The sequence below is a fragment of the Pseudovibrio axinellae genome (genome assembly GCF_900110875.1).
Taxonomy (GTDB): domain Bacteria; phylum Pseudomonadota; class Alphaproteobacteria; order Rhizobiales; family Stappiaceae; genus Pseudovibrio; species Pseudovibrio axinellae.
This window is the reverse complement of sequence record NZ_FOFM01000013.1, coordinates 29169-46671: the sequence shown is the minus strand read 5'-3', so window position 1 is coordinate 46671 and position 17503 is coordinate 29169. Positions and strand designations below refer to the sequence as shown.

15 protein-coding genes and 1 pseudogene are annotated in these 17503 nt (G+C 50.3%); 7 read left to right on the top strand and 9 right to left on the bottom strand.

Annotation, left to right across the window (positions count from 1 at the left end; all coding sequences use genetic code 11):
• Positions 1-27: 27 nt before the first annotated feature.
• Entirely contained in the window at positions 28-1191 is a 1164-nt protein-coding gene (locus tag BMZ51_RS19925) for a pyridoxal phosphate-dependent aminotransferase (RefSeq protein ID WP_068005310.1), read from the top strand.
• Between the two features lie 33 nt (positions 1192-1224).
• On the opposite strand, the gene BMZ51_RS19920 is transcribed toward BMZ51_RS19925, so the two are convergent.
• Genes BMZ51_RS19920 through BMZ51_RS19910 form a run of 3 tightly spaced genes read right to left on the bottom strand, consistent with a single transcriptional unit; the run spans position 1225 to position 4233 of the window.
• Positions 1225-2301, bottom strand: coding sequence for a sugar phosphate isomerase/epimerase family protein (locus tag BMZ51_RS19920; protein ID WP_068005308.1), 1077 nt, complete (start codon positions 2299-2301; stop codon positions 1225-1227).
• A gap of 19 nt (positions 2302-2320) precedes the next feature.
• The gene (locus tag BMZ51_RS19915) at positions 2321-3478 is read right to left on the bottom strand and encodes a Gfo/Idh/MocA family protein (protein ID WP_068005307.1); all 1158 of its coding nucleotides are present in this window, start codon (positions 3476-3478) and stop codon (positions 2321-2323) included.
• Positions 3475-4233, bottom strand: coding sequence for a sugar phosphate isomerase/epimerase family protein (locus tag BMZ51_RS19910; protein ID WP_068005305.1), 759 nt, complete (start codon positions 4231-4233; stop codon positions 3475-3477). The genes BMZ51_RS19915 and BMZ51_RS19910 overlap by 4 nt, the downstream gene beginning before the upstream one ends.
• A 237-nt stretch (positions 4234-4470) precedes the next feature.
• Between BMZ51_RS19910 and BMZ51_RS19905 the strand changes: the two genes are divergently transcribed.
• From BMZ51_RS19905 to BMZ51_RS19895, 3 genes are all read left to right on the top strand, one after another.
• Positions 4471-5493, top strand: coding sequence for a LacI family DNA-binding transcriptional regulator (locus tag BMZ51_RS19905; RefSeq protein WP_074882262.1), 1023 nt, complete (start codon positions 4471-4473; stop codon positions 5491-5493).
• Between the two features lie 431 nt (positions 5494-5924).
• Positions 5925-6878, top strand: coding sequence for a glycosylasparaginase (locus tag BMZ51_RS19900; protein WP_068006908.1), 954 nt, complete (start codon positions 5925-5927; stop codon positions 6876-6878).
• The gene (locus BMZ51_RS19895) at positions 6875-7600 is read left to right on the top strand and encodes a copper homeostasis protein CutC (protein ID WP_068006910.1); all 726 of its coding nucleotides are present in this window, start codon (positions 6875-6877) and stop codon (positions 7598-7600) included. Before BMZ51_RS19900 ends, BMZ51_RS19895 begins: the two co-directional genes overlap by 4 nt.
• Positions 7601-7747: 147 nt before the next feature.
• Here BMZ51_RS19895 and BMZ51_RS19890 read toward each other — a convergent pair whose 3' ends face one another.
• The 5 genes from BMZ51_RS19890 to BMZ51_RS19870 all read right to left on the bottom strand — a co-directional run bounded on the left by BMZ51_RS19890 (position 7748) and on the right by BMZ51_RS19870 (position 13178).
• Complete coding sequence (locus BMZ51_RS19890; RefSeq protein WP_208979592.1) at positions 7748-8875, bottom strand: polysaccharide biosynthesis/export family protein; 1128 nt, start codon at positions 8873-8875, stop codon at positions 7748-7750.
• A 225-nt stretch (positions 8876-9100) separates the two neighbouring features.
• Positions 9101-9481 carry a RidA family protein gene (locus tag BMZ51_RS19885; protein WP_068006911.1) on the bottom strand — a complete coding sequence of 127 codons (381 nt, stop codon included), beginning with the start codon at positions 9479-9481 and terminating at the stop codon, positions 9101-9103.
• A 13-nt stretch (positions 9482-9494) separates the two neighbouring features.
• Positions 9495-10349, bottom strand: a complete 855-nt coding sequence (pdxY, locus tag BMZ51_RS19880) for a pyridoxal kinase PdxY (RefSeq protein WP_068006913.1) — start codon at positions 10347-10349, stop codon at positions 9495-9497.
• A 71-nt stretch (positions 10350-10420) separates the two neighbouring features.
• On the bottom strand, positions 10421-11698 hold the full coding sequence (mtr, locus tag BMZ51_RS19875; RefSeq protein ID WP_068006917.1) for a tryptophan permease: 1278 nt from the start codon (positions 11696-11698) through the stop codon (positions 10421-10423).
• A 79-nt stretch (positions 11699-11777) separates the two neighbouring features.
• Entirely contained in the window at positions 11778-13178 is a 1401-nt protein-coding gene (locus BMZ51_RS19870; RefSeq protein WP_068006919.1) for a tryptophanase, read from the bottom strand.
• Between the two features lie 1570 nt (positions 13179-14748).
• Here BMZ51_RS19870 and BMZ51_RS24790 point away from each other — a divergent pair.
• Positions 14749-15024: pseudogene (locus BMZ51_RS24790) on the top strand (hypothetical protein); the annotation flags it as partial.
• The gene (locus BMZ51_RS19865) at positions 15006-15335 is read left to right on the top strand and encodes a hypothetical protein (protein WP_068006923.1); all 330 of its coding nucleotides are present in this window, start codon (positions 15006-15008) and stop codon (positions 15333-15335) included. The pseudogene BMZ51_RS24790 and the gene BMZ51_RS19865, both read left to right, overlap by 19 nt.
• A 294-nt stretch (positions 15336-15629) precedes the next feature.
• Here BMZ51_RS19865 and BMZ51_RS19860 read toward each other — a convergent pair whose 3' ends face one another.
• Positions 15630-16295, bottom strand: coding sequence for a class I SAM-dependent methyltransferase (locus BMZ51_RS19860; protein WP_068007010.1), 666 nt, complete (start codon positions 16293-16295; stop codon positions 15630-15632).
• 275 nt (positions 16296-16570) lie between these two features.
• Here BMZ51_RS19860 and BMZ51_RS19855 point away from each other — a divergent pair, with 275 nt between their 5' ends.
• Positions 16571-17476 carry a LysR family transcriptional regulator gene (locus BMZ51_RS19855; RefSeq protein WP_068006925.1) on the top strand — a complete coding sequence of 302 codons (906 nt, stop codon included), beginning with the start codon at positions 16571-16573 and terminating at the stop codon, positions 17474-17476.
• Positions 17477-17503 lie beyond the last annotated feature (27 nt).

The following is a 17503-nucleotide window of genomic DNA, read 5'->3' as shown; positions in this document are numbered from 1 at the left end:
ATCCAACTTGAGTTGGGAGGTCAAAGAATGTCGGTTTCGCGCTTAAAATACATCGAGGGAATTGGAGTAGACCGTATAAGCAATGCGGCTGATAAGTTGAAAAGCGGGGAGGTTTTACGGCTCGAAAACCTTGATACAGACATTCCCCCGCCGCACGAGGCGCGAATGGCAACACTGAGTGCTGTGACGTGTGACCAGGCCAATAGTTACCTCCCGTTTTTGGGGCATGAAGGACTTCGAGAGGCTGTGTGCCAACGCATGCAGGACACCACGGGGGTTCCCTACCGTTGGCAAGACCAGTGTGTAATCAGCGCGGGTGGTTTAAGCGGCGTGTTGAATGTTTTGCTGGCATTACTTGAACCCGGGGACGAAGTTGTCGTGACCGACCCGGTCTACATTGGTCTTGTCAATCGCATCCGTCTGGCGGGGGGCATACCGAAATTTGCGCCCCTCAAAATTGAAAATGGTCAGTGGCGTTTGGATGCCGACCAGTTCCACGCTGCTCTTTCGCCAAAGACCAAGGTGGTTTTGAGCATGAGCCCCTCCATGCCCACTGGGTTTACAATGAACGAGGATGAGTGGCAGGTGGTTTGCCAGAGTGTGCGCAAAACAAATGCCTGGCTTGTTCATGATGCAGCGATGGAGCGCATTTTGTTTGATGGCCTTGAGGTCATCCATCCGGCACGCTTTGAAGGAATGGCAGAGCGCACGATCACCATTGGCTGTGTTTCCAAAGAATACCGCATGATTGGCTGGCGGGTCGGCTGGGTTGTTGGACCTGAGGCGATCATGAAGGATGTGGCCTTGGTCAGTGTCTCCAACGTGGTTTGCCAGGTGGGTATTGCTATGCCGGGTGCAGCCGCCGCACTGACTGCCAAAGATGACGGTGTTGAGGCCGCCGTGCAGGAATGGCAGCAACGACGGGATCTCCTATGTCAGGAACTTAAGGACTTACCAGTGGTTTGTCCGCAAGGAGGGTGGTCGCTGCTTTTAGATTGTAAAACACTTGATCTGGAACCGGAGGACGCTTCACAGCTGTTGCTCACAAAGGGAGGCATAGCCGCGACTGCAACAACAGGGTGGGGCAGCAATGCAATCGCCGGGCGATATCTGCGTCTTGTTTATGCCAATGAAACAATCGCTCGTCTGCGTGATGTTCGTGAGCGCATTCGGGTCAGTTGGTCGTTATAAAGCGCCCCGCTAAGCGGGGCTTGCACCGGCTGTTTAGGTGGGGAGCTTTTCTGCTTGCAGCCCTAATGTGCGGCGCACCATGGCATCGTCGCGCTGTGTGCCTGCAAAGTCGTCAAATGCCCGGTCTGTGGGCTGTATCATATGGGTCTTGATGAAATCAGCCCCCTCGGCAGCCCCTTGTTCTGGAGATTTTAGCGCACACTCCCATTCCAGCACCGCCCAGCCCTCATAGCCGTATTGTGTCAGTTTGGAAAAGATTGCCGGAAAGTCCACCTGCCCATCGCCAAGGGAGCGGAACCTGCCAGCGCGTTCGGCCCAGCCTTGATAGCCAGAGTACACCCCTTGACGACCTGACGGGCGGAACTCTGCATCTTTGACATGAAATGCGGAAACGCGCTCATGGTAGATGTCGATGAATGCCAGATAGTCCAGTTGCTGAAGCAAAAAGTGCGAGGGGTCGTAGTTGATCATGCATCTGGCATGACCATTGAGCTTTTCCAGGAACATCTCGAAGGTTACGCCGTCAAACACATCCTCGCCGGGGTGTATTTCAAAGCCAACATCAACGCCGTTGTTCTCATACACATCCAGGATTGGTCGCCAGCGGCGGGCCAGTTCCTCAAACGCGCTGTCGATCAATCCTTCTGGGCGCTGTGGCCAGGGGTACAGGTAAGGAAACGCCAGTGACCCGGTAAACGAAACCGTGCCATCAAGCCCAAGGTTTCGCGCTGCCTTTGCAGCCAAAACCATCTGCTCGCTTGCCCAGGCCCGGCGCGCTTGTGGGTTACCCTTGACCGCATCGGGAGCAAAGGCATCAAACAACTCGTCATAGGCAGGATGAACCGCAATCAGTTGCCCCAATGTATGGGTGGACAGCTCTGTAATCTCGACCCCGTTCTGTGAGCAGATCCCGCGCACTTCATCGCAGTAATCGCGAGAGGTGGCAGCTTTGTTGAGGTCGATAAACTGAGGGTCCCCAACGGGCACTTGCACACCGCCATAACCCAGTGAGCCTGCCCACTGAGTTATATTGTCTAAAGTGTCAAAGGGGGCTGTATCTCCAGCAAACTGGGCGAGGAAAATTCCGGCACCTTTCATGCGTCGAGCCATCGTTTCTTCCTTTGCTGGGTTAAGCGTTCACCGCTTCAGGCTGGGCCATCAGCGCGGCTGCTGTTTTAGCATCTAACGCCTCAGGGCGCGTGCAGGTGGTTGCCAGGTCAATGAAACTGCCCGTCTCGCCAGAGTGCAAGATCGACACCATCACATCCACCACATGCAAAGCCAGTTCGTTAGAGCACCGTTGAGGGACCTCTGACAAAATGGCCTGCGCCATTTCGGCCAGTCCTGCTGTTCTGTAATTGGCTTGGCTTTGAGCTGACCCATCGGTTTGATTGTCTATGCCAAGGGGGTGATGCCAGATTGGAAGTGCGACCTCGTCACCGCCCGGTCCATGCATACTTACCTCACCACTGAAGAAGTTGGGATCGGGCACATACAGCGTGCCTTCAGTGCCATAAAGCTCCATGTTGCTATGCTTATGGTGCTGCACATCCCAGCTGGCACCAAGCGTGATGGTGCTGCCATTTTCAAACTGCAAGAGCGCATGAACACTCGTCGGTGTCTCCACGGTGATCTGCTCGCCAAACCGGGGCTGAGAGGTGATGGTTCTTACATCCTTTGCCATCGACGTCAGCGCCGCAACGCGTTTTACGGGGCCAAGCAGTTGCACCAGGTTGGTGATGTAATAGGGGCCAAGGTCCAGAACCGGCCCGCCGCCGGGTTTAAAGAAGAAATCCGGGTCCGGGTGCCAGCTTTCCATGCCGTTGCTCATCACATGGCATGTGCCGCTGTGCACGGTGCCAATGCGGTCGCTGTCGATGATGTGCCGCGCAAGCTGATGAGAGCCACCAAAGAACGTATCTGGAGCAGAACCAATGCGCAGGCCCTTTTCTTGTGCAATGCGTGCCAGCTCTTGCCCTTCTTGCACTGATAAAACAAAAGGCTTTTCAGAGTAGACATGTTTGCCCGCCTCCAAAATGCGTTTTGAGACCTCAAAATGCGCGGCTGGAATTGTCAGGTTTACGATAATGTCTATGTCATCAGCTGCAAGCAAGTCGTTGACGCTTTGGGCGCGCAAACCATATTCTTCGGCGCGTGTTTGCGCTGCCTTTGGGCGCATATCTGCAACGGCACGCATGGTGATGAATTTGAACAGCGGGGCAAGTTCCAGATAAGTCTGTGATATGTTCCCGCACCCGATGATACCGACACCCAGGCTCTCGCTCATCCTACACTCTCCATCTGCTCAAAGGTGGTTAACGAGCGACGGGCAAAACGCTTAAAGTCGCTTGGGTTGTCATGTTCCATCACCATTATTGTGGCGTTGGTGCTGGTGTGCACTGCATCCAGCAATGCGGCCCATGGCAATGTACCAAAGCCAAGGTCTGTCCAGCCATCCTCATCAGCACACTGGCCATCTGGTGCAATGTCTTTCAAATGCACAGCACGAATGCGGTCCCCGTATTTACCGATCCAGTCCATGGGGTTTTGCCCGCCCTTAGCGATCCAGGCGATGTCAGCTTCCCATGCGATATTGGGCGCGTGTGTCAGGATGAGATCCATTGGCAGTGTGCCATCTTCAAGCGCATGAAACTCAAAATCGTGGTTGTGCCAGCCAAAGTCAAAACCTTCAGCTTTTACAGCATCCCCCAAACGGGCGAGGCGGTGCGCAAAAGTGATCCAGTCTGCTTTGGTTTGCGGGCGGTCTTCTTCGGCCAGATAGGGGGCAATGATGAAGGTTATTTTGAGTGCTCTGGCGGTTTCAAAGCATTTGCCGGGCTCGGTTTCCAAGCTCTCGATGCCAAAGTGCGCACTTGGCATTGTCAAACCGTTGTCGCTTAAACTGACGGCAAGAGCTGGAACATCTTCAAAACATCCCTCAAAGCCCTCAACCTCTTTGTAACCAAGACCCCCGACGGTTTTCAGGACCTCTCCCCAAGGCTGAAAGTTGCGGGCACAGTAAAGCTGAATTGACGATTTCATCGTAACTCCCCCAGCTGATTTTATGAGTGCGCGAGTGAGCGCGTCGATCCTTCAAAAAACTGCCACCAAAGTCAGGTCTTGAATGCATACAACAAACAATTCATAGGTAAACCTGATGTAATTCTGATCTTGCAGAAGTGACTTGTAATCGATTACATTTTCAATTTAGGTGCTGATTTATTAACCTGTCAACCTTTTTTCAATGCTCGATTTGCGATCTCTAAAAACTGGAAGCAAATGACTAATAAGACAATAAAAATCAAAGATGTAGCAATTGTAGCAGGTGTTTCTACTGCAACGGTGAGCAGGGCGTTGAGCAAGCCGGAACAGGTGAGCGAGGCAACCCGGAGTGCCGTGTTGGATGCTGTGCGGCAAACCGGATACCGTATAAACCAGACAGCGCGAAACCTGCGCAAGCAACGTTCTGGTGTCATCGCAGCCCTGATTCCCGACCTTGGAAATCCATTTTTCTCCCAAATCCTTTCCGGCATGGCATCTGAACTTTCCAAGGAAGGGCTGAGTCTCATCGTTGTCGACAGTCAGCAAATTGGTTTTGAACCTGCGCAGATGCTTGAATTCCTTTACATGAAACAAGCCGATGGACTGATTGTGCTTGATGGGCGCATCATCGTCCCGCACGCAACGGCGGGCGGAAGCCGCTCTCCTGTGGTTTATGCATGTGAGTGGAACAGTCAAGCAGACGGTTCTGGTGTGCGGGTTGATAACGAAAGCGGTGGCAGACTTGCTGTCGAACACCTGCTGGCGCTCGGCCATACAGATATCGGCTTCGTTCTTGGACCGCAGCAAAACCCGCTTACGGGTAGCCGCAAAGATGGTGCGCTAGCAGCGCTGCATCAGGCCGGCCTAAACTTACCAGCACACTGGGCTCTGTCTGGAGACTTCACTTTGGACTCAGGAGCCAAAGCAGCGCAAGACTGGGCTGCTTTGCCCGTGCGGCCAACCGCCATGTTCTGCATGAGCGACCAAATGGCCTTTGGCTTTATCGCCGAACTCACCCGCCTTGGTTATGCCGTGCCAGATGATGTTTCCGTCGTTGGTTTTGATGATATTGAGATTGCCCATTACTTCACGCCAGGTTTGACCACCATTCGGCAACCGCGTTTTGCGGTGGGGTGCGAAGCTGCAAAACTCCTGACCTGTGCTTTGCAAAAGGAGCAGAAAGACGAACAGGCAAGCCACACGGTGTTACCGGTGGAACTGATTGTGCGTGCAACGACCGCGGCTCGGGAGGGGACATAGTGCCCCAACCAATGGCCGCCCAAGTAGACGGTGCAGGATAGAGCCGAGCGAGCTGGGATTTGATGATCGGTTATTCCTCTTGCCCATTTTAATTCATGAGCAGAACTGAAAGCGGCAGATGTCGCCAGAGCTCCTGGATTTCGGAATCAGAGGGAAAAACGTCAAATTTGCTTCATCCAATTCAACGTTGAAAAACACGAAGAAACGCAAAGCAACGCACAAAACAACGCAAACGCCCACAGCTTCTGAAAATACCAATTATTTTAGTAAATAGCAGTTTTATTTCAATCGCTTATTGATGAAGAATGTTTTGAAATGCCAGCTCCTGAGCGCCTCAGTTAAGATTGGTAGCATTGACAGGAGACATGCACGGTCAAACAGTTGCACTAATTTATTCTCTCATAAGTTTTTAGTGCGCACGGAAAGACGTGATGATTGTACTTGGTAATTCTGAAAGTTGGCCTGGCATTGGCAAAACGGCTGAGCACCTACAAACAGGGGCACATGGCCTTGATGCGCTTGTGCCCGGGCTTTCCCTTGTAGAAGCAGAAACCAAGATACGCAGTGTCGGTTATGGCGGATGGCCCAACCTGCTGGGGAATATGGAGTTTGATGCCAGTGTTATGGATGGTACCACGCGTGATTATGGCGCTGTCGCGGCTGTACCGATGACGCTGGAAGTCACGCGCTTGGCAAAAGCTGTGCTTGATAACCTGCCCCACACCATGCTCGTTGGCGAAGGTGCCCGCCGCTATGCCGATGAACTGGGTTTTGACAAGGACCCGGTGCTGCTGGAGCACAGCAAACAGGTGTGGTGGCGCAAGCTGGAAAAGGTGATGAGCGCGGAGCAAAAGGCGCAGTTTCCCAATACCGCCCTCGCGCCGCTCACAAAAGCAATCACGGACCCGGAGAAGGTTCGTGACACCACTGTATTCCTTTGTAAAGACAACCGAAATAACATTTGCACCGCGACTTCAACCTCTGGATGGGCATGGAAATACCCGGGGCGTGTTGGGGATTCTCCAATACCCGGCGCCGGTTTTTATGCTGATAGCCGCTATGGCGCCGCAGCGTGCACCCATACCGGCGAGATGACCATGCGCTGCAGCTCCGCCCGTACGATCGTGCTTGCGCTGAAACTGGGCATGGGGCTTGATGAAGCGTTGCGTCTGGCTATCACTGAACTGCAGGAACTCAAGAGCGGTTACATTGGTGGCGTGGTCATCCACGCGATCGATGCGGCGGGCAATCACCGTGTGGTGAATGTTGGTTGTGAGGAAGAAATCAACTACTGGGTTTGGACCCCTGAGCTTGAAAAAGCGGAGAAACACAAGGCTATTCTTGCCGAAGATATGCATACCGCTCGTGTGGAGGCTTTGCCATGAAGCTGGAAGTTTGCGTCGATAATATCGCTGGTCTCAATGCCGCCATTGCTGGAGGCGCGGACCGCATAGAGCTGTGCTGCTGCCTTGCCATGGGTGGTCTGACCCCGTCCATGGGCCTGATCGAACTGGCGAAAAATGCACCTGTTCCGGTCTATGTCATGATCCGCCCACGCGGGGGTAACTTCGTTTTTTCCCCGCAAGAGGTGGACCAGATGAAGCGAGAGATCGATGTGGTTCGTAATACCAATTTATCCGGCGTTGTTCTGGGCGCAAGTCAATCCGATGATACCCTCGATCATAACCTATTGGAAATGCTAATAGATCACGCTTCAGGTCTGGGAGTCACCCTGCACCGGGCGATCGATCTTGCGCCTGACCTGATCGAGGCGACACACCTTGCCGTCGACCTCGGATTTGAACGCATCCTCAGTTCTGGCGGTGCTCTAAAAGCAGTCGATGGTCTTGAAAACTTGGCTGCCATGCATCGCGCCGCAGCCGGTCGCCTTTCAGTCATGCCGGGGTCTGGTGTTAATCCACAAACACTGAGGCCAATCCTGCAAGCTGCTGACTTCACTGAAGTTCATGCCGGTTGCGGCCGTCCTTACACGCTTAACCCGAGGCTGTTGGGTTTCGGTTTTGAAGATGTTGGCATGGCACAGACCGATGAGTGTTGTGTCCGGTCATTAAAGGATATATTGGACGAAAACACAAAGGTAGACTGATCTAATTGTTTGAATTCGCAGGTGTGTTTTCGGTGTTGGTGCGCAAGTATACCGCGCGCTGAACATAATAATATGCAACGTGCTTAGCCAACTTCAATGTGCCTGAGCACCTCGTATCCCAGCTTGATTTTAAGCCGAGACTCGATCTCACGGAACACCCGCTAAGGCAACGCCCGAGCGCAATGTGCCCGTCACCGGGGAGACGAGGATACTAACGAATTTGTTGAATTCAGACACGGATGAGTTGGCGACATAGATGACGTCTTTGTCTTTTACTTCAAACGCTTGCGTTAAGAACAACCCGCTCGGTTCCTTGAGGTTGAGCCGGTAAACAACGGGGACAGTTGGGAAGTCCAGGTGCTGTTCCTCAATCGGAAGTAGCGGCATCATCTTTGGGCGGTCTTCAAACCTAAATAGAAAAACGCCAGTTGCATCTGCCGTTCCATCGTGCAAACCACCTGACATTCCAATGGCTTCTGAAAGGTTCAGGCGTGATGAGGGGAAATCGTATTTCCGCCGAGAGACAACCGCACCAAACACCGTGAAGGACCTTGGTTTGTGCGTGATAGAGACAATATCTTTTGGGAGCAGCCAAATATTGTTGGCGGGTTGTTCAGGAAGTTCGTCCAGTTCAAATCTGAATTTCTTATCCCCGCGAACAACCGTTACAAACGTTTCATAATCAGGGTTACGTGTCCCCCCTGCCTCTGAGATGACCTCTACAAGACTTAGGCCATCTTCATGCACGCGAAACTGTCCGGGGCGCGCGACATCACCGATCACAACGACCTTATGCGACCCATTTGCCAAAAGGTTTACAACCACTTGCGGGTCTACTGCCTTTCCTTGTAGACGTTCGAGGATCTTCTCGCGAACTTCAGAAATTGTGTTATTTTCAACGCTGATTTCGCCTGCATAAGGCACGTAGATCTGTCCCGTATCGTCGACAATAAGTGCCAGCTCCGTTCGTTTTTGCCCGATCGTTGAGAAAAGTCCGTCTGGGATCGACTCCCAAATACCAACTGAAAGATGGTCACCAACACCAACGCGGATCGTACCTCGTTTCCCTTTGCCCATCAGAAACTCTTTGGGCGGCAAGCTACTTGCATAGTTGGAAAGGTGTTGAACCGTGGGAACATCCACATCCAGCATGACATAGTTCAGCGCTTGCCCGCCAGATTGAGTGGTTGCCGTCTCCACCTGGTAAGCACTTGGGCCGTGGCCTGGAATTTCTGAACATCCGCCCTGCATTAACATCAAGGAGAATATAGACAATAACCCCAGCCAGCCGGATATATGTGAACATGTTCGCACACAGCGAGAGTGCAGCATTTGCAGCGCGCTGAGTAGCCGCTGTATTTGACCGTTGTCTTTTTAGCGCACTATAAATCTAGAGATTTTGGGGAGTTTGTCCAATGGCTGGTCATAAGCGCGCCATTTATGGGTATGAGGGCAATGCTCGCGTTGGACCACGAGCATTGCTGGGGAAATCCCACCCTGTTATGGGCAGGCAATCATTTCAATTTCTACAAGAGCATCCTTAGGCAGGCGCGCGACCTCCACGCAGGAGCGCGCTGGATAAGGGGCGTTGTTCTCATCAAAGAATTTTCCATAGACTTCGTTAACGCGGCCAAAGTCATTGAGATCTTTAACGAAAACGGTTGTTTTCACAATGTTCTTTGCTGCAAGGCCTGCTTCCTCAACGATCGCAAGGCCATTCTTTAAAGACTGAAGAGTTTGCTCTGCAACATCTGCTGGTATCTCACTAGTTTCAGGATTGATTGGCAGCTGGCCTGACGTGATGATCATCTGGCCAAGTTTTACGCCCTGTACGTACGGGCCGATCGCTGCAGGTGCTTTGGAGGTATCGATAGCAGTCATTGTTTTTCCTGTGTTAAAGGTGTGTTAGGTCGAACTGACCAGTTGGAGAGGTGAATTCTTGTTGAGCAGCAATGGTTTGTAGCTCCCACTCACCTTTTTCCTGCGTGACCTTCAACACGCCGTATACAGCGTTGTTGCAATGCTTAAATGCTTCTACTTCAGAAAGGCCATTCAGATAACCAGCCGCAAATACAGATGTGATCAAGTCACCAACGCCAACCGGTTGCCGTTCAAACGCAAGGTGAGGGCGCTGTGCCAGATAATTTTCATTTTCACTGCTTAGCATCATGGTGAAAGCATCCTGTGAAACGCTGTGCAGGTGTTTGGCAAGGACCAATTTCGGGCCTTTGGCCATTGCTTTCAGACAGGCTTGGCTCGCCTGTTCCAGTGTTTCAATCGGCTCTCCAATGAACTGAGAAAGCTCAAATTGATTTGGTACGATAACGTCAGCGATTGGCATAACTTTGTTCACCAACAACTCGGCAACACCTTCGCTAACAATGCATCCCTTATCTGGTGCTCCCATGACGGGATCACAGAAATAGAGACACTCAGGGTTATGACGGCGCACCTCTTGAACAATATCGACGATGACATCGCAGTGGGAGGGACCGCCCAGATAACCTGTCACAATGCCCTTGATCTGGGACAGAGCCTTTAGCTTCGCCAAACCTTCAAATATTTCAGATATTTGTCTGGCATCATGGGCCTGTCCAGTCCAACCTTGTGGGTGCTGTGTGTGGTTGGAAAACTGGACCGTATTGATCGCCCACACTTCATGCCCCATACGTTGCATTGGAAATACTGCACAACTGTTCCCGGCATGACCGTATGTGACATGTGATTGGATGGAGAGTATGCCTTGCATTTCAAATTCCTTTTTGGAAACTGAGGCTCTCCGTTGAGAGCCCCAGCAGAGCGTAAAGCGAGTTGTTGAGCTTATGGGTAGACCGGAAGTGCGTTGAACATGCCAAGAGCGTGGCTGACAGCAACCAGAACGCCGAAGCTAAAGATGACCCACACAAGTGGTTCGCCGCCCCAGACACGGAACCGAGGGTTTCCAAACTTCTTGCGGCTTATACGTACCATCAGAGCTGGTACGATGGCGGTCCAGACTGTTGCGGCAAGACCGGCATAACCAATTGCCATGATGAAACCATCAGGGAAAAAGATGCCGCCAATGAGTGGTGGTACGAAGGTCACCGCAGCGGTTTTCGCCCGCCCTGTCTGGCTGTCATCAAACTTCAGAAAATCCGCGAGAAAATCGAAGAGGCCAAGGGCCACCCCAAGGAAGGAGCTAGCAACAGCGAGGTTACCAAATGCCGATAGCATGTTTGATGCGGACGTATTTTCTACAGCTTGGCCAAGTGCTTCCACCAATACGCCAATATTGCCCCCTTGCTCGATGATCGGGCCAAAGTCAGCCCTTGAGATATTGCCCAATGTGGCAAACAGCCAGACAATGTAAAGTACCAGTGCAATCAAAGTGCCTGTACCAAGGCACATGACGATTTTCTTCGGGTCTTTGCCGTAGTACTTCATCAGGCTCGGCACGTTGTGATGATAGCCGAATGAGGCAAGGCAGAAAGGCAGGGCTGCAAACAGATAGGGGAAGTAGCTGCCCATCCCAAGAGCGCTCTCGCTATCAAAGAAAATTGCAGCTTTCATGTTGAAGGTGTAGCCAGCAACTGACATGAAAAATGTGATGATCATGCCGCCAATTAGAACGGTTGTAATACGGTCAACCGCCTTGGTAGACCACCAAACGAACAAAGCAAGGCCGATCGCGAACATGAGACCAGCGAGCATCTGTGGCGGTGCTACACCCACTGTGGCTTCTAGCGTATGCACGACGATGGACCCACCACCGGAAATGTAGGCATAACATAAGATATAACCAACAAAGGCCACTGCAATATTGTTGATGGTGTTCCACCCTGTCCCAAGGGTGTCTTTTACCATGGTGTCGAAACTGGAGCCGACCGGGTAATTTAAGTTCGTTTCTAAGATCATCATGCCAGAGTGCAGCATGCAAAACCATGTAAACGCCAGTGCGAAAATCGCCCAGATGCTCCACATACCAGCGCTAACGGTTGGTACAGAGAACATACCGGCACCAACGGCGGTGCCTGCGATAATCATCGCTCCTCCCAGGAACGAAGGGCCTGTTTTTTCAGCGGTATAGGCCAGTCCGCCTTGTTTGGTACCCTCAGACATTTACTTCTCTCCCGTGAAGTAGTTTTTGTATATCCGTGAGGAAAGGGGAGGCACCGCGCAGCGCCTCCCTTGCAATCAATTAGCTAATTGGCTTTAGTCGTGCAGTAAAGTGACGAAGCACTGGTGGCTCGTACTCAAACTCGAAGCCTTTGATATCGCCTGCGTTTTTAGAGACTTCGATCAAAGCATCGGCGATGTAGTCCATATGGTCGTTGGTGTATACACGGCGTGGAATTGCCAGACGCATCAGCTCAAGCGGAGCATCTTTCTGCCTTCCTGTTGCCGGGTCGCGGCCAAGTAAGAAAGAGCCGATTTCTACTGGTCGAACACCAGATTCCAGATAAAGTGCGTTACATAGGGCCTGCGCCGGGAATTGATCTCCTGGAATGTGCGGTAAGATCTTGCGAGCATCTACGAAGACTGCATGACCACCCGTTGGATACTGGATCGGAACACCACCCTCACGTAGGCGTTCACCCAAATACTCAACCTGAGAAATGCGGTAGTGCAAGAAGTCCTCATCCGCTCCCTCATGTAGACCACGGGCGAGGGCTTCCATGTCGCGGCCAGCTAGGCCGCCATAGGTGACGAAGCCTTCTAGTGGGACGCATAGAGTTTGAGCGGCTTGGAAGAGCTCTGATTTTTCGCGGATTGCTAGCATGCCGCCGATGTTGACGATTGCATCTTTTTTGGCGGACATGGTGAGCATGTCGCCGTAGGAGTACATTTCGCGGATGATGTCGGTGATGGACTTATCCGCATAGCCTTCTTCGCGCTGCTTGATGAAATATGCGTTTTCGCAGTAGCGAGCGGAATCAATAACAACAGGGATGTCGTGTTTCTTGGCAATTTCGTAGACTGCACGCATGTTCGCCATGGAAACTGGCTGACCGCCGGAGCTGTTGCAGGTCACAGTTGTGATAATCGCTGCAACGTTTTTGGAACCTGCTTTTTCGATTTCAGTTTCCAGCTTGACGAGATCAAAATCACCTTTCCAATCGTAATAAGTGACTGTGTCAAAAGCTTTTTCTGTGCACACGTTAACGGCCTTACCGCCATTTAACTCAACGTGTGCAGCCGTGGTGTCGAAGTGGAAGTTTGAGATGAATACTGGGTTCTCACCGCCGCGCACTTCCTTCATGCGATTGATGAGACAGGGGAACAGGATCTGTTCAGCCCCGCGGCCTTGGTGGGTGGGGATCAGGTATTCGTAATTGAAGAAATGCTGCATCGCATTCTTCAGGCTGAAGAAGTTACGCGAACCGGCGTAGGATTCATCTCCCAGCATCATGCCAGCCCACTGGTTGTCAGACATAGCGCCGGTGCCAGAGTCAGTCAGCAGATCGATGTATACATCGTCACTTTTCAGCAAAAATGGGTTGTAACCAGCTTCTGCCAGCGCAGCGGTACGCTCTGCTTTGTTGGTCATTTTGATTGGCTCAACCATTTTGATGCGGAACGGTTCTGGAATACGTTTCATGGTGTTCGTCCTTGATAACGAGACGCGCAGGGTCGGTCGCTCTCCAACCTTATCGCGCGGGAGTGATCATTAGCCTGAGATCGCAGGCATGCTGATTTCGAAATTGAATTGCTTTGTGCAACAGCTGCCAGAGTTGAATGTGGGAACGCACTTCCTCGGCTTACGACCGTGTCATGAGGTCGTATTTCTCAAGTAAAGTTACAGGATGAGATGCAACTCTCCCTTGACCCCAAGTAGAATGGGCGCGCTTCATTCAATTTTTTAGGGATTGATGGCGTGTTGACTTATACGCAGGTGCTCGGGAAGTCATAGGCAAGACGAACATCTTGCGTATACCACGCCAAGCTCTTTCTATTGCAAGACCTAAGAACCAATACCGGCCAGCTCATGACCAAATCCTCATCTTTACTTCCTATCAAACGATAGTAACGTCATATGATTACATAAAGAAGTGACTGTCAAGAAGATATTATTCGTATTTGCTACGTGATATAACCTATCGGAAGTATTGCAATAGTATTTATCGTATACATTGCTATAATGTACGTATAATTATCTGTTCAATCATGTAAGTGCTGTATATAGATAATTAAGTGTTACACCAAGGTCCATATAAATTCAATTTCAGGCGATGAATACATCTTGGATTTATGAGGGAAGTGTAGGGCAGGCCATCTATTCATTTTGTCACGGCTTAAATCTAGACGCTCCAAATGATATACTTAACGAGATTTCCGATTGGTTTTTCATGCTTGTGACGTTCAAATAGGAGCAGATTTAAGGGCATGTTTATTCTCAAATACTGATGTTTCAGAGAAATAATTGCGCTTCATGACACTTATCCCAGTACTGAATCAGCATTGCATCGTGAAGGGGGCGTTGATAACTTTTTATCAGTGATGAAGAACCGAGCACTAACAAAAACCGCAATGCACAAACCTAGCTGCACCTCCTTAACACATCACACCGAAGCTCCGTTATTGACGTCCGTTTTTCCGCGAAAGGATTTGCGTTTCTTACGTATTTTCTGCGCGGATAGGTGGTCTCGGTAGTCACAAATCTTCTGGTCAACAAGGCTGCTGAAGTACCGGCTCGCTGGGTAGACACAGTTGATCGCAGCAGCGTAGACAATTAGAAATACATATCGTTACTTCGAGATGCATCGGTCCATTCATAACCAGACATGCAGCTGTTGCTCTTAAAGGATGAAGCCAACCGTATCTAACCTTATAGTTTATGTTCTGAAAATCTGAGTGCGAAGCCTCTGCAATCAATGCGAGCATTAAATAGAATATAAACTGAGATTCATTGGAGTCCATAACAATCATTTGCAACACGGTGGATCTGCCCAAGTGTTGTAAATCTTTGTGGCTCCCAAACTTGTGTTTCTCAGAGCAGTTTGAGGGGGTTAAGCTCCAAACGCATTGAAAGCGACCTCATGATGACTGGACGTGCAACTACCCCGTTTGAAAAGGTCGAAATGATTGGTCAGATAGCTTTGGAGGTGGTTCGGCGGCTTCACGAACCTGAAAGAATTGAAGCTGTTATTTTGTTCTGATCATATGCCCGGGATCGCGCTCGTCCGGATAGCGATGTTGACCTGCTCGAAATCTTAGAAGAGGGCTTTGAACAGACTTCAGAGTACTACCAAAACACAGTATTCGAGATTACCTTTGTTACAATTGAGGATACACTGAATTGGTGGGGTAGGAACTCTGATCACTGTGTGATGTTGTGGCGTCAGGCCAAAGTACTCTGTGAGCAAAGCGGAACTGGCCGGCAACAAAGGGCGTTTTCAAGGATGTTGAAAAACTGGGTAAACCGCCCTTGCAGGCCAAGGAAGTAGAGGAACGAAAACGAGCTGCGTATTACCAATTGAACAGTTTATCGGCAATTGCAAAACTGGATGCTTTTTCCGAAAATTTCACTTTGAATGAAAAAATGCCTGGTTACGTAGCTGATTACTTTTCCGTACGGCGATTGTGGGTTCCGCCATCGAAAGAACGCTTGCCAGAAATAGGATCTCGAGATCATAAAGCAGCTCAGTTATTGGATCAGTTCGCATACCCTGAGCAATCGCTAGATAAGAAGATATTATTATTAGAAGAGATTATTAATATGATTTATGACTTTAGAACAACAGCTAGTCAGCGATAACAGTATTCTCTCGTCCAAAAGGTACCGCACGCCAGATCAATTGCTGCAACCAAGCAGAAGTTGCCGGTATGATGCAAATCGGAAGTGTCCTTCCTGAGGTAATGAAGGGCACGGTGTTGTACCTTGCATAAGCGCTCTGGTCCTAGAGGACGACGACCTCAATCTATCTAAGGACAACAGCGCCAGAAGGTGAAGGGCACTGCTGAGGGGGCTTGAGGAGGATGAACTTGCCAACCGTGCAGATCACGCTCCAGCACTTCGCCAGCGGCAGCAGTGCGGACGCAGCTGACATTATCAATTTCCAGCGGCAGCAACTGATTTGGTTGTCTTTCTTGCTACCGAAAAATAACTGGACGCTCCTTTATAAACGTTTTCAGTGTCAATAATCTGAAAATTCTCGGCCGAAACCAATTCGTCTAGATCGGAACTTATCAACCTTCTTATCGGCACTGGGATTATTCCAGTCTTTAGCAGCACCCGCATAAGCAAAATCTGAAGGCCAACCAGGAACGACATTTTCCCCGCTAAACAAGGCGTAACAGAAATAAATAATCCGCCAGGCTTCAATAACTCAAGTATTCTCTGCACAACTCTCTGGGGATCAGGAACTGTGTGCAGCATATTGAAAGCCAGAATTACGTCAAAAGACCTTTGCTGGTATCTTTCATCAAAGATGTCGCCCTGTGCGAAGTTTACATTTTCTATGTTGCTAGTGATCGCTTTACCTTCAGCGATTTCAACCATTCTCGACGAGATATCAATCGCGTGAATTTCTTTCACATGGCTGGAAAGTTCGCAGGCGGTAGTGCCTGTCCCACATCCATAGTCCAAAACAACATCGGTATCCTTGAGGTGTTTTTTTGCGTTTTCCCTGACCCTTCTATGAATGAACTCAAATCGTTCCTCAGTCTTGTCATAATTGCCGGCGGATTTGTCCCAAAATTCCTTCGATTTACTCATATTGCAATCTATCTGTTTTACAAAAACTGGGGTGGTTTTCACGATGAAACGGTTAGGCATATAACTGTGTGAGTCCGTTAGCTCTGTTAAATTTTGGCGGTGTGTTTCTCACCAGATTGGCGAGCAATCATAGGCAGGTTCTTTGTCGTGACGCTGAAGGTTTCAATTGCGTACCGTAATCGGTCAGCGACAAAACATCCCTTTCCGAGGTATAATAAGTATACACCAATATTAGGTAAATTGACTAATTTTGTTGGTTTGGTATACGGTAATATATGAACTGGCAGGCAATATCCTTCGATTGGAACCAACTGAGAGCATTTCTAGCAACCGCCAAAGAGGGCTCATTCAGCGCTGCAGCACGTGTGCTAAACACAACCCAGCCAACGATAAGTAGGCAACTGTCTGCTCTTGAGGCATCGCTAGGCGTAAGTTTGTTGGAAAGTAATGTAAGGGGGCAAACGCTGACAGCGGCCGGGCAAGAACTGCTGGACCATGCTCAAATGATGGGAGAGGCCGCGACCCTCATTTCCATGGTAGCGGATCGTCAGTCACAGGAAGTATCTGGAGAGGTTGTTTTAGCAGCAACAGATCTTATGTCTGCGGCGATACTGCCAGGCATTCTATCTTCGCTGCGGGAAAGTGCGCCGGGCATCACAATTCGCATAAAAGAGTCGAATAATATTTTGAACCTAATGCGGCGTGAGGCAGATATATCTATCCGGCACATGCAGCCGACCGAACCGGAGCACATTACGCGGCACGTCGGGGACTTACGAGCCAATTTATACGCTTCATGTGCTTATCTTGACAAAGAAGGGCGACCTCGCTCATTGCGTGAGGTGGCTGACCACACCTTTATTGGGGTTCCGGATCCGGAACACTTGATTGCTTCAATGCATAACCTTGGTATTCCACTTCGAGCCGAGAACTTTGCAATTCAACCAGATTCCAGCATGGTCACCTGGGAAATGGTAAAGGTTGGTCACGGGGTTTCAATGTTGCCCGAAGTCTTGGGCGAAGTTGAACCGATGGTCGAAAAAGTGTTCGCTGAAGCACCTTCGTTCGAATATCCAATTTGGCTTGTTACACACAAAGAACTTCAAACTAGCCCACGGATTAGAGCTGTGTTTGATTTCCTGGCGAACCAACTTGGGGAAATCGCGCGAATTCGTAGCTAGCAAACTTGGTAGATTTGGGCTTTAAGC

Coding starts and splice junctions, on each gene's coding strand:
- BMZ51_RS19925 (WP_068005310.1), top strand. CDS start 28: ATGTCGGTTTCGCGCTTAAAATACATCGAGGGAATTGGAGTAGACCGT.
- BMZ51_RS19920 (WP_068005308.1), bottom strand. CDS start 2,301: ATGGCTCGACGCATGAAAGGTGCCGGAATTTTCCTCGCCCAGTTTGCT.
- BMZ51_RS19915 (WP_068005307.1), bottom strand. CDS start 3,478: ATGAGCGAGAGCCTGGGTGTCGGTATCATCGGGTGCGGGAACATATCA.
- BMZ51_RS19910 (WP_068005305.1), bottom strand. CDS start 4,233: ATGAAATCGTCAATTCAGCTTTACTGTGCCCGCAACTTTCAGCCTTGG.
- BMZ51_RS19905 (WP_074882262.1), top strand. CDS start 4,471: ATGACTAATAAGACAATAAAAATCAAAGATGTAGCAATTGTAGCAGGT.
- BMZ51_RS19900 (WP_068006908.1), top strand. CDS start 5,925: ATGATTGTACTTGGTAATTCTGAAAGTTGGCCTGGCATTGGCAAAACG.
- BMZ51_RS19895 (WP_068006910.1), top strand. CDS start 6,875: ATGAAGCTGGAAGTTTGCGTCGATAATATCGCTGGTCTCAATGCCGCC.
- BMZ51_RS19885 (WP_068006911.1), bottom strand. CDS start 9,481: ATGACTGCTATCGATACCTCCAAAGCACCTGCAGCGATCGGCCCGTAC.
- pdxY (WP_068006913.1), bottom strand. CDS start 10,349: ATGCAAGGCATACTCTCCATCCAATCACATGTCACATACGGTCATGCC.
- mtr (WP_068006917.1), bottom strand. CDS start 11,698: ATGTCTGAGGGTACCAAACAAGGCGGACTGGCCTATACCGCTGAAAAA.
- BMZ51_RS19870 (WP_068006919.1), bottom strand. CDS start 13,178: ATGAAACGTATTCCAGAACCGTTCCGCATCAAAATGGTTGAGCCAATC.
- BMZ51_RS19860 (WP_068007010.1), bottom strand. CDS start 16,295: ATGAGTAAATCGAAGGAATTTTGGGACAAATCCGCCGGCAATTATGAC.
- BMZ51_RS19855 (WP_068006925.1), top strand. CDS start 16,571: ATGAACTGGCAGGCAATATCCTTCGATTGGAACCAACTGAGAGCATTT.